Origin of the sequence: Actinacidiphila rubida (assembly GCF_900110255.1) — a bacterium.
Taxonomy (GTDB): Bacteria; Actinomycetota; Actinomycetes; order Streptomycetales; family Streptomycetaceae; genus Actinacidiphila; species Actinacidiphila rubida.
The window spans coordinates 1-11,274 of the sequence record NZ_FODD01000009.1; the positions used below are offsets into that span (position 1 = coordinate 1).

Annotated in this window: 11 protein-coding genes, 2 rRNA genes and 2 riboswitches; of the genes, 12 read left to right on the forward strand and 1 reads right to left on the reverse strand. The window is 70.7% G+C overall.

All coding sequences use genetic code 11. From position 1 onward, the window contains the following. From BMW99_RS10915 to BMW99_RS10970, 12 genes are all read left to right on the forward strand, one after another. Positions 1-94: ribosomal RNA gene (locus BMW99_RS10915) — 23S ribosomal RNA — on the forward strand; the annotation flags it as partial. Positions 95-189: 95 nt separating this feature from the next. Continuing rightward, positions 190-306 (forward strand): 5S ribosomal RNA (gene rrf, locus BMW99_RS10920). Positions 307-420: 114 nt separating this feature from the next. Continuing rightward, complete coding sequence (locus tag BMW99_RS10925; protein WP_069465863.1) at positions 421-1,029, forward strand: CDP-alcohol phosphatidyltransferase family protein; 609 nt, start codon at positions 421-423, stop codon at positions 1,027-1,029. Between the two features lie 23 nt (positions 1,030-1,052). Continuing rightward, entirely contained in the window at positions 1,053-3,548 is a 2,496-nt protein-coding gene (locus BMW99_RS10930; RefSeq protein ID WP_069465864.1) for a mannose-1-phosphate guanyltransferase, read from the forward strand. Positions 3,549-3,631: 83 nt separating this feature from the next. Further along, positions 3,632-4,567 carry a DUF881 domain-containing protein gene (locus tag BMW99_RS10935; RefSeq protein WP_075016712.1) on the forward strand — a complete coding sequence of 312 codons (936 nt, stop codon included), beginning with the start codon at positions 3,632-3,634 and terminating at the stop codon, positions 4,565-4,567. Continuing rightward, positions 4,564-4,896, forward strand: coding sequence for a small basic family protein (locus BMW99_RS10940; RefSeq protein ID WP_069465866.1), 333 nt, complete (start codon positions 4,564-4,566; stop codon positions 4,894-4,896). Before BMW99_RS10935 ends, BMW99_RS10940 begins: the two co-directional genes overlap by 4 nt. Positions 4,897-4,903: 7 nt before the next feature. Further along, positions 4,904-5,905 carry a DUF881 domain-containing protein gene (locus BMW99_RS10945; protein ID WP_245791365.1) on the forward strand — a complete coding sequence of 334 codons (1,002 nt, stop codon included), beginning with the start codon at positions 4,904-4,906 and terminating at the stop codon, positions 5,903-5,905. A 58-nt stretch (positions 5,906-5,963) separates the two neighbouring features. Next, the gene (locus BMW99_RS10950; protein WP_245791366.1) at positions 5,964-6,806 is read left to right on the forward strand and encodes an FHA domain-containing protein; all 843 of its coding nucleotides are present in this window, start codon (positions 5,964-5,966) and stop codon (positions 6,804-6,806) included. A 55-nt stretch (positions 6,807-6,861) separates the two neighbouring features. Then, entirely contained in the window at positions 6,862-7,641 is a 780-nt protein-coding gene (gene ftsR / locus BMW99_RS10955) for a transcriptional regulator FtsR (RefSeq protein WP_069465868.1), read from the forward strand. A 102-nt stretch (positions 7,642-7,743) separates the two neighbouring features. Next, positions 7,744-8,217: a bifunctional nuclease family protein gene (locus BMW99_RS10960; protein WP_031518684.1), complete on the forward strand. Its 474-nt coding sequence runs from the start codon at positions 7,744-7,746 to the stop codon at positions 8,215-8,217. A 213-nt stretch (positions 8,218-8,430) separates the two neighbouring features. Beyond that, a complete protein-coding gene (locus BMW99_RS10965) occupies positions 8,431-9,051 on the forward strand; it encodes a MerR family transcriptional regulator (RefSeq protein WP_069465869.1) in 621 nt (206 codons plus the stop codon). A 77-nt stretch (positions 9,052-9,128) separates the two neighbouring features. Continuing rightward, positions 9,129-10,541, forward strand: coding sequence for a DNA polymerase IV (locus tag BMW99_RS10970; protein WP_075016713.1), 1,413 nt, complete (start codon positions 9,129-9,131; stop codon positions 10,539-10,541). Here BMW99_RS10970 and BMW99_RS10975 read toward each other — a convergent pair. After that, entirely contained in the window at positions 10,457-10,834 is a 378-nt protein-coding gene (locus tag BMW99_RS10975; RefSeq protein ID WP_069465407.1) for a PRC-barrel domain-containing protein, read from the reverse strand. The two genes, BMW99_RS10970 and BMW99_RS10975, sit on opposite strands and share 85 nt — an antisense overlap. A 152-nt stretch (positions 10,835-10,986) precedes the next feature. Then, positions 10,987-11,095, forward strand: a riboswitch (glycine riboswitch). Between the two features lie 16 nt (positions 11,096-11,111). Continuing rightward, positions 11,112-11,220: riboswitch (glycine riboswitch) on the forward strand. Positions 11,221-11,274: the final 54 nt, after the last annotated feature.

Consider the following 11,274-nt stretch of genomic DNA (forward strand, 5'->3'; position numbering starts at 1 on the left):
AGGCTCCCAGTAGACGACTGGGTTGATAGGCCGGATGTGGAAGCACCGTAAGGTGTGGAGCTGACCGGTACTAATAGGCCGAGGGCTTGTCCATGTATGCTCGCGTTCACTGTGTGGTTCTGAAACAACCAGCAACCACCCACCCCACCAGTAGTGGTGGGTTGTTGGGTGGGTGGTGTTTCATAGAGTTTCGGTGGTCATAGCGTTAGGGAAACGCCCGGTTACATTCCGAACCCGGAAGCTAAGCCTTTCAGCGCCGATGGTACTGCAGGGGGGACCCTGTGGGAGAGTAGGACACCGCCGAACAATTCTTGATAAATGGCCTGACCCCGGATCATCGATCCGGGGTCAGGCCATTTCTGCGTCTGGGGTAGAGTCGGCGCGCAACGTCCACGGTTCGTACTGGCAGGAGGGGCCCCGGTGGAGGTCCAGGAGACACGGGTGCAAACGGATCGGATCTTCACGATCCCCAACATCCTGAGTATGGCGCGCCTCGTGGGCGTTCCGGTGTTCCTGTGGCTGATTCTCTGGCCGGAGTTCGGCGGGCCCAAGCTGGACGGCTGGGCCCTCCTGCTGCTCGCCTTCAGCGGCGTGAGCGACTACCTGGACGGCAAGCTCGCCCGTCGGTGGAACCAGGTCAGCAGTCTCGGCCGGATCCTGGACCCCGCCGCGGACCGGCTCTACGTCCTCTCCACTCTGGTGGGCCTCACCTGGCGGGACATCCTGCCGCTCTGGATCACCGTGCTGCTGCTGGCGCGTGAGGCCATGATGGCCGTGATGCTGCTGATTCTGCGGAGACACCGCTACGGCCCACCCCAGGTGAACTTCATCGGGAAAGCGGCTACCTTCAACCTCATGTACGCCTTTCCGCTGCTGCTCCTGAGCGACAGCAGCGGATGGCTTGCGACCCTGGCGTCAGTTTTCGGCTGGGCGTTCGCCGGTTGGGGTACAACCCTGTACTGGTGGGCAGGGATCCTCTATGTGGTGCAGGTCCGGCGACTTGTCAGGGCGGATACCACGGCTGACTGAGTCACGAGGAGGACGTTTTCGTCATGAAGGCAGTAGTGATGGCCGGCGGCGAAGGGACCCGCCTTCGCCCGATGACCTCAAGCATGCCCAAGCCCCTGCTGCCTGTGGTTAATCGCCCGATTATGCAGCATGTGCTGACACTGCTCAAGCGGCATGGACTCACTGAGACGGTGGTCACAGTCCAGTTCCTCGCCTCCCTGGTGAAGAATTATTTCGGGGACGGCGAGGACTTCGGAATGGAGCTCACCTACGCCAACGAGGAAAAGCCGCTGGGGACGGCCGGAAGTGTCAAGAACGCCGAAGAGGCGTTGAAGGACGAAGCGTTCCTCGTGATCTCCGGTGACGCGCTCACCGATTTCGACCTGAGTGATCTGATCGCTTTCCACAAGGCCAAGGGCGCGCTCGTCACCGTCTGCCTGACCCGGGTGCCGAACCCTCTGGAGTTCGGCATCACGATCGTCGACGACGAGGGCAAGGTCGAGCGTTTCCTGGAGAAGCCGACCTGGGGCCAGGTCTTCTCCGACACGGTGAACACGGGCATCTACGTCATGGAGCCCGAGGTCTTCAACTACGTCGAGCCCGATGTGCCCGTCGACTGGTCGGGGGACGTCTTCCCGCAGTTGATGAAGGAGGGCAAGCCCATCTACGGCTATGTCGCCGAGGGCTACTGGGAGGACGTCGGTACCCACGAGAGCTATGTGAAGGCCCAGGCCGACGTCCTCGAGGGCAAGGTGGACGTCGACATCGACGGGTTCGAGATCTCGCCCGGCGTGTGGGTCGCGGAAGGCGCCGACGTCCACCCGGACGCGGTGCTGCGCGGCCCCCTGTACATCGGCGACTACGCCAAGGTCGAGTCCGGGGCGGAGATCCGCGAACACAGCGTCATCGGGTCCAACGTGGTCGTGAAGTCCGGTGCGTTCCTGCACAAGGCCGTCATCGCCGACAACGTCTACGTGGGCCCGCAGACCAACCTGCGCGGCTGCGTGATCGGCAAGAACACTGACGTGATGCGGGCCGCGCGGATCGACGAGGGCGCGGTCATCGGCGACGAGTGCCTGATCGGCGAGGAATCGATCATCTCGGGCAACGTCCGGGTGTACCCGTTCAAGACCGTCGAGGCCGGCGCGTTCGTCAACACGTCGGTCATCTGGGAGTCCCGCGGCCAGGAGCACCTGTTCGGCGCCCGCGGCGTGACCGGCATCCTCAACGTGGAGATCACGCCGGAGCTCGCGGTGCGGCTGGCGGGTGCGTACGCCACCACTCTCAAGAAGGGCGCGACCGTCACCACGGCCCGCGACCACTCCCGCGGTGCCCGTGCCCTCAAGCGCGCCGTGATCTCGGCGCTGCAGACGAGTGCCATCGAGGTCCGCGACCTGGAGAACGTGCCGATGCCGGTGGCCCGGCAGCAGACCGCGCGCGGCAGCGCCGGCGGCATCATGATCAGGACGACGCCCGGACGCCCGGACTCGCTCGACATCATGTTCTTCGACGAGCGGGGCGCCGACCTGTCCGCGGCCGGCCAGCGCAAGCTGGACCGCGTCTTCGCGCGCCAGGAGTACCGCAGGGCGTTCCCCGGCGAGATCGGCGACCTGCGGTTCCCCGCCACGGTCTTCGACTCGTACACCGGCGCCCTCCTGCGGGCCGTCGACATCTCGGGCATCGCCGACTCCGGGCTGAAGGTGGTCGTGGACGCGGCCAACGGCAGTGCCGGCCTGGTGCTGCCCAGCCTGCTCGGCCGGCTCGGCGTCGACGCGCTGACCGTCAATCCCGGCCTGGACGAGGCGCGGCCGACCGAGACCGAGGAGAGCCGCAGGGCCGGCCTGGTGCGGCTCGGGGAGATGGTCTCCTCGGCGCGTGCCGCTTTCGGTGTGCGCTTCGACCCGGTCGGCGAGCGGATGTCCCTCGTGGACGAGCTGGGCCGGATCGTCGAGGACGACCGGGCGCTGCTGGTGCTGCTCGACCTGGTGGCCGCGGAGCGGCGCAGCGGGCGCGTGGCGCTGCCGGTGACCACCACCCGCATCGCCGAGCAGGTCGGGGCCTACCACGGCACCCAGGTGGCCTGGACGACGACGTCCATGGACGACCTGACGCGTGTCGGCCGCGAGGAGGGCACGATCTTCGGCGGCGACGCCCGCGGCGGCTTCATCATCCCGGAGTTCAGCAGCGTCTTCGACGGCTCGGCCGCGTTCGTGCGGCTGATCGGCCTGGTCGCCAGGACGCAGCTGACGCTCAGCCAGATCGACGCCCGGATCCCGCGGGCGCACGTCCTCAAGCGGGACGTGCCGACGCCGTGGGCGGTGAAGGGCTCGGTGATGCGCCGGGTCGTCGAGCAGGCCGGGGAGCGGTCCGTGGACACCACGGACGGCGTGCGCGTGGTGGAGTCCGACGGGCGCTGGGTCATGGTGCTGCCCGACCCCGCGGAGGCCGTCACGCACCTGTGGGCCGAGGGCCCGGACGACGAGTCGGCACAGGCCCTCCTGGAGGAGTGGGCGCAGGTCGTGGAGGGTGCCGGCCGCTGACCGGACCATGCTCCGAGGCCTGATCGGCGCCCCTTGAGGGGGCCATTCGAGTGAGACGGCCGCGACGTGCGACGATGTGCGGCATGCCGCAGCAGCAACCCGATCGGAGCAGCCCCGTGCCCGGGGCTGCTCCGCGGCGCCCGGACGCGTCGATGTCGCTGCTCACCAATGTCATGGAGCACAGCCTCGACGACGGCTACGCGGAGGCCGCGGCCCGTCGCGGGGCCGTCGGGTCGTCCCGGCTGCCGACGTCCCTGAGCGGGCGTCTGTGGCTGGCCGCCGGGCTGGTGCTCGCGGCGCTCGTGGTGACGCTGGGAGCGGCGCAGGCGCAGTTCTCGGCGCCGACCGTGGCCAAGGAGCGGCAGAACCTCATCGACCGCATCCAGGCGGAGACCAAGAGCGCGGACAGCCTGCAGAAGAACGTGGACGCGTTGCGCGACACCGTCTCCGGCGAGCAGCAGGCGGCCCTGCGCGACCACGGCGGGGCGCAGAGCGCCGCGCTGCTGGAGCTGCTGGCGGGCGCGACGCCCGTCACCGGTCCCGGGGTGCGCCTCGTCGTGGACGACGCCAAGGAGGCCTCTCAGGGGTCCACCGGCGGCCCGCGGGAGAGCAGCAGCTTCTCGGACACCGGGCGGGTCAGGGACCGCGACATGCAGCGCGTGGTGAACGGCCTGTGGGCCTCCGGCGCCGAGGCGATCTCGATCAACGGGCAGCGCCTCACCGCACTGTCGGCCATTCGGGCGGCGGGGGAGGCCATACTGGTCGACAACAAGCCGCTGGTGCCGCCGTACACGGTGCTGGCGATCGGGGACGGGAAGCGGTTGAGCAGCACATTCCAGGACAGCGCGGACGGCCAGTACCTGCAGGTACTCAAGGACGACTACGGCATCCGCGCCGGCATCGACGTCCAGGACAAGCTCGACCTGCCCGCGGCGCCGAGCATCGTCGTGCGCTACGCGACGCCGGTCCCCGGCAACCAGAAGGCCGACAGCGCCGGTAACGGGAAGGGTTCGAAGTGATCGCCGTACTGGGCCTCGTCGTGGGCATCGTGGTCGGCCTCGTGGTGCACCCCGTGGTGCCCTCCGGGGTCGAGCCGTACCTGCCCATCGCCGTGGTCGCCGCGCTGGACGCCGTGTTCGGCGGTCTGCGGGCCATGCTCGACGGGATCTTCGACGACAAGGTGTTCGTCGTGTCCTTCCTGTCCAACGTCGTCGTCGCCGCCCTGATCGTCTTCCTCGGCGACAAGCTCGGCGTGGGCTCCCAGCTGTCCACCGGCGTCGTGGTCGTCCTCGGCATCCGGATCTTCTCCAACGCGGCCGCGATCCGCCGGCACGTCTTCCGGGCGTGACGCGGACATGAGCGACGAGCACACCCCCCACGAGCCGGACGAGCGTCCCCGCCGGCCCGGCGAGCGCCCGCCCGCGGCGGACGCGCGGTCCGCGGCCGGCGACGAGCGCGCGGGCCAGGAGGAACGTTCCGCGGCCGCGGAGCGCCCCGGGCGGGACGAGCCGGCGGCCGGCGACGGCGCGGGTGCGGACGGCGCTGACGGCTCCCCTCGTGGGGCCGGCGGCGGCGCTGCGGGCGGCGGCGACGGAGACGGCGGGTCCGCACGCGACGGCGGGAACGGCGGGGACACGACCCGCAACGGCCGGCGGCGCCTGGCCGACGGCCTGTGGCCGCCGCGGCTGTCGCGGGCCCAGCTGATCGTCGCGCTCCTGCTGTTCGTCCTCGGCCTCGGCCTGGCCATCCAGGTCCGCACCACGAGCGACAACGGAGCCCTGCGCGGCGCCCGCCAGGAGGACCTGGTGCGCATCCTGACCGAGCTGGACAACCGCAGCCAGCGGCTGGAGGACGAGAAGCGGGGGCTGGACAGCCAGCGCTCGCAACTGGAGTCCAGCTCCAACCAGGCGGCCGAGGCGCTCAAGCAGACGCAGCAGAAGGAGGCCGAGCTGGGCGTGCTGGCCGGCACCGTGCAGGCCCAGGGGCCGGGGATCACGCTGACGATCACCGACCCGCACGGCAGCGTCCAGGCAGACTCCCTGCTGGACACGCTGCAGGAGCTGCGTGCCGCGGGCGCCGAGGCCATCCAGATCGACAACGTGCGCGTCGTCGCGGACACCTACTTCACCCAGGGTGCCGACGGGGTCCTGATCGACGGGCACAAACTGTCACAGCCTTACGTCTTCAAAGTGATCGGCAATCCGCAGGACCTGGAACCGGCGCTGAACATCCCGGGAGGGGTGGTGCAGACGCTGGAGAAGGAGCAGGCCACGGCAGATGTGGTGCGTTCGCAGAAGATCGTCGTGGACGCCTTGCGGCCGTCGAAGCAGCCTGACTACGCTCGGTCATCCCAGTGAGCCAGGGGGTCCGGGCATCAGTGGGGTGCTGAGTGGTGGAAACTGTGAGTAGCGAGGGTTGGTCCTGCCCCACGGGCGGGTCTGCTTCTTTCAAGGGGAATCGCCCGTGAAGTTGTTTGGGAAGTTGTTCGGCAGGAACGCGCGGCAGTCGGCAGACCCGACGCCGACGGCGCGCCATCGTGCTCCGCGGCACGTGGCCGACGAGGGTCTGGGCGGTCCCGGGGACCGTCCGCTCTTCAGGAACGACGTGCCGGGAGGCGGCGGGGACTTTTCCGGCGCGCACGGCGTGGCGCCTGTTGACCCCGCTTCTGCCGGACGCATAGGTTTCGGTGATCCAGCGACGTCAGCCACGGGCGGAGGGGTCGGCTTGCCGGTATGCAGCAGGTGCGGTCACACCAACGCGGAGGCGAGCCGCTTCTGCTCGAACTGCGGTGCGCCGCTGAGGACCGGAGGCGTGCCCTACGAGCGCGCCTCGGAGACCACGTCCACCATCTCGATCTCCGGTATCGAGGCGTACGAGGCGGAGGCCACCGGCCAGACGCCGGTGCCGTCGCTGTCGCCCGAGGCGCAGGCCGCGGTCGCCGCGCTGCCCCCGGGGTCGGCGCTGCTGATCGTGCGCCGCGGCCCGAACTCCGGCAGCCGGTTCCTGCTCGACGGTGAGCTCACCACGGCCGGCCGCCACCCGCAGAGCGACATCTTCCTGGACGACGTCACCGTCTCGCGGCGGCACGTGGAGTTCCGGCGCGGTGGGGACGGCGGGTTCACCGTCTCCGACGTGGGCAGCCTGAACGGCACCTACGTCAACCGGGAGCGGATCGACTCGGTGCCGCTGTCCAACGGCGACGAGGTGCAGATCGGCAAGTACCGGTTGGTCTTCTACGCGAGCCAGCGGGGCATCTGACCCCGCCCGGCTCACCGCCGGGTCCTTCCCGGCGAGCCCCCGAGGGAAGGTGTGCATGCCGAGAACGCCAGGCGGTGCCGGAGACGGCACCGCCCTGCCGGCCGCGGAGGGCACGCTGCTGAGCATCGGAGCGGTGCTCAGCCGGCTGCAGGACGAGTTCCCCGAGGTCACCATCTCCAAGATCCGCTTCCTGGAGGCGGAGGGCCTGGTGGAGCCGCAGCGCACCCCCTCGGGGTACCGGAAGTTCGGCTCGCGGGACGTGGAGCGGCTGGCGTACGTGCTGCGGGTGCAGCGCGACCACTACCTGCCGCTGCGGGTGATCAGGGAGCACCTGGACGCCCTGGACCGCGGCGAGCCGGTGCCGACGCTGGCCGCGGTCGCCGAGGGACGTGCCAGTGCCGCCCTGCCCGGCCCCGCCGGTCCGCCGGACGCGCTGGGCGAGGCGGTGCCCGAGGAGGGTTCCGGGGAGCTCCGGGTGGGCCGGGACGAGCTGCTGGCCGTCACCGGCGCCGACGCGGCCGAGCTGGCCGAGTGGGAGTCCTACGGCCTCGTCGCGGCAGGCCGGGACGGCGGGTACGACGCCGAGACGGTGAACATCGCGCGGCTGATCGTGGCACTGGGCAGGTTCGGCCTCGAGCCGCGCCATCTGCGGGCCGTGAAGGCCGCCGCGGACCGCGAGGCGGGGCTCGTGGAGCAGGTCGTGGCACCGCTGCGCCGGCACCGCAACCCGCAGACCCGCACCCATGCCGAGACCACGGCCAGGGAACTGGCCTCGCTGTCCGTTCGGCTGCATGCCGCGATGGTCCAGTCGGCTTTGCGCGTAAGGCTTCACTGACCCGCAATTCCGGGCCTGTCGGGGCCTGAGCGGGGTGCCGGGAGGCCTCGCCACGGGGTGCCCGACTACCCAAACCCGGCGGGCACGGCCTAGGGTTGCTGTGTGAACGAGCTCGACGTTGTGGGTGTCCGGGTCGAAATGCCCTCCAACCAACCGATCGTGCTCCTGCGTGAAGTGGGAGGCGACCGGTACCTGCCCATCTGGATCGGGCCGGGGGAGGCCACGGCCATCGCCTTCGCGCAGCAGGGCATGACCCCTGCGCGACCGCTCACCCACGACCTCTTCAAGGACGTGCTGGAGGCGGTCGGCCAGACCCTGACCGAGGTGCGCATCACCGACCTGCGGGAAGGTGTCTTCTATGCGGAGCTGGTGTTCGCCAGCGGGGTCGAGGTCAGCGCCCGTCCGTCCGACGCGATAGCGCTGGCGCTGCGCACCGGGACGCCGATCTACGGCAGTGACGGGGTGCTGGACGACGCGGGGATCGCCATCCCGGACGAGCAGGAGGACGAGGTCGAGAAGTTCCGCGAGTTCCTCGACCAGATCTCGCCCGAGGACTTCGGTACCAGCAACCAGTAGCCGGCGGTCACGCAGGGCAAGGTTGCTCCGCCGTACGGGCATTCGGGGAGTCGTTCCCGGTGTGCGGTCGGATGAAACCACTCGTGGGGTGAATATCACTCGGCGTGCCGAGTGTGGCGATCGTTGACGCACCCCGGGGGACTGCCTACCGTCAAGGTGGAAAGTCTCGTGGCACATGCGCGCTGCCGCGAGGCGCTAAGGACGGAGGGCGGCGTGAGAAGCACCGGCGACGGTTGGGTGCCCGGCGGTCCGCTGGCTCTCCACGGGCCCCTGGCCCGCACTGCTCCGGGCGACTGCGACGGTTCCGGCGGGGCGGGCGGCTCCGACCCCGAGACCACGGGAGAGCAGATCGGCTACCGCGGGCCCACGGCCTGCGCGGCGACCGGGATCACCTACCGCCAGCTGGACTACTGGGCCCGCACCGGCCTGGTCGAGCCCAGCGTGCGGCCCGCCTACGGCTCCGGCACCCAGCGGCTGTACGGCTTCCGCGACGTGGTCGTGCTGAAGATCGTCAAGCGCCTGCTGGACACCGGCGTCTCGCTGCAGAACATCCGCACGGCCGTGCAGCACCTGCGGTCGGTGGGTCCGTCCGAGCTGGCCCGGATGACGCTGATGAGCGACGGCGCGACGGTCTACGAGTGCACCTCGCCCGACGAGGTCGTCGAGCTGCTGCAGGGCGGCCAGGGCATCTTCGGCATCGCGGTCGGCGTGGTCTGGCGGGACGTGGAGAGCGCCCTGTCGCAGATGCACGGCGAGCGCGTCGACACCGGCGAGACCCTCGTCGGCCACAATCCCGAGGACGAGCTGGCCAGGCGGCGCAACCGGGCGGTCTGAGCACCGCGAGCGGCGCGCCGGCGGCACACCGTACACGTGTACGGCCGATGTCGGCGGGGTGCGGGACGATCGATGGTGTGAGAAGTGCGCCGACGATCCTCCATCTGGACATGGACGCGTTCTTCGCCGCGGTCGAGCAGGCGGCCAAGCCGAGCCTGCGGGGCAAGCCGGTCGTGGTCGGCGGCCTGGGCAACCGCGGCGTGGTGGCGACCGCGTCCTACGAGGCACGGGTGCACGGCGTCCACTCCGCGATGGCCACGGCCCACGCCCGCAGGCTCTGCCCCAACGCCGCCTACCTCATCCCGCGCTTCGGCGTCTACCGGCAGATCAGCGAGATCGTGATGGCGCTGCTCGCCGAGGTGTCCCCGCTGATAGAGCCGCTGAGCCTGGACGAGGCGTTCGTCGACCTGGAGGCCGGCGAGCTGGCCGGCGACCCGCGGGCGGTCGCCGTGGGCCTGCGCTCCCGCATCCGCGCCGCCACCGGCCTGACCGCCTCGGTGGGCCTGGCCGGGTCCAAGCTGCTCGCCAAGATCGCCTCCGAGCAGGCCAAGCCGGACGGCCTCGTGGTGGTCCGCCCCGGCAGCGAGCGGGCCCTGCTCGACCCGCTGCCGGTGCGCACCCTGTGGGGCGTGGGACCCGCCACCGCCGAGCATCTGCGCAAGGCCGGCATCCTGACCGTCGCGGAGATCGCGCAGGCCGGCGAGGCCGAGCTGGTGCGGCTGCTGGGCAAGGCGCACGGCACCTCGCTGCACGCCATGGCCGCCGGGCTCGACAACCGGCCGGTGGTCGCCGACCGGGACGTGAAGTCCATCTCGGTGGAGGACACCTTCGACAGCGACCTCCACGACCGCGCCCACGTCCGCTACGAGATCGACCGGCTCGCCGACCGCTGCGTCCAGCGGCTGCGCGGCGCGGGGCGCTCGGGGCGGACCGTGGTCGTCAAGGTGCGGCGCTACGACTTCTCGACGCTGACCCGCTCCGAGACGCTGCGGGCGCCCACCGACGACCTGTCCGTCGTCCGGGAGACCGCGCGCCGGCTCCTGGAGGCGGTGGACACCACCGGCGGGGTGCGGCTGCTCGGCGTCGGCGTCGCGGGACTCGCCGACTTCACGCAGGAGGACCTGTTCGCCCAGCACGCCGGCGCCCAGGAACCGGGGGAGGAGATCGTGCCCGAGCTGCCCGCCGCGCCCCCGCCGCAGCCGGAGCAGGTCCACCGCTGGCTGCCGGGGCAGGACGTGGTGCACGAGGAGTTCGGGGCCGGGTGGGTCCAGGGCAGCGGGGTGGGCCGCGTCACCGTCCGGTTCGAGGTGCCCTCGGACACCGCGCCCGGCCGGGTGCGCACCTTCCCCGTCGACGATCCGGCGCTGGCGCACGCCGAACCGCTCCCACTGGTGCCGCCCGGCGGTCAGTCGCCGCCGGCCACCTCGCCGAAGTCGTGGTCCGGCGGCTCGTCCGGGCCGGGGCCGGAGCGCGGCACGTCCATGTCGTAGTGGTGGTAGAGCTGCAGTTCCTGTTCCGGCGACAGGTGGCGCCCCACGCCGAAGTCGGGGGCGTCCCGGATCAGGGCCCTGCGGTAGGGCACTCGCAGCACGTCGTTCACGAGTTCGCTGGGCTCGAGCGGCACGAAGGCGTCACGGGTGAACAGGCCCGTGCGCACTGCCGCCCACTCCGGCGACCCGGTCGCGTCGTCGAGGTACACCTCGTCCACCGTGCCGATCTTCGCGCCGTCGCTGTCCAGGGCGCGGCGTCCGATCAGGCTGCGCGGGTCGATGTCGCTCTGCACGGGACCTCCAGCCAGCCGAGGACTCGAATACTGCTCGATACCAATCAAAGCCACATCGGAGGCGCTGTCGACTCGGGACGGCACGCCGTGCTGAGCAGCGGTCGCGCCCCCCGGAGGTGCGCCGGCGCGCTGGTAGGCTGGTGAACGGCTGCAGACCCCTTGCGGGAGAGCTTCCGGATCGTGCCGTCATGGGCGTCGCGGGAGCGCCGAAGGAGCAACCCCTCCCCGGAATCTCTCAGGCACCCGTACCGCATGGACGAGGTCACTCTGGAAAGCAGGGCACGCCTCGGGAGCGACGCAGCCTCCGGGACACGGTCCTCACCGACGGTGAAAGCCGCCCCTCACCGGGCGGTGAAGCTCTCAGGTCCGATGACAGAGGGGGAGGCCGTACGGGTGTTCGCTCCGCAGCACCCCCGAAGGTCGTCGCAGACCAGGAGGCC

Bases quoted from the DNA above. Each gene is read 5' to 3' on its own strand.
- BMW99_RS10945 (WP_245791365.1), top strand. From the start codon at position 4,904: ATGAGCGACGAGCACACCCCCCACGAGCCGGACGAGCGTCCCCGCCGG.
- BMW99_RS10930 (WP_069465864.1), top strand. From the start codon at position 1,053: ATGAAGGCAGTAGTGATGGCCGGCGGCGAAGGGACCCGCCTTCGCCCG.
- ftsR (WP_069465868.1), top strand. From the start codon at position 6,862: ATGCCGAGAACGCCAGGCGGTGCCGGAGACGGCACCGCCCTGCCGGCC.
- BMW99_RS10935 (WP_075016712.1), top strand. From the start codon at position 3,632: ATGCCGCAGCAGCAACCCGATCGGAGCAGCCCCGTGCCCGGGGCTGCT.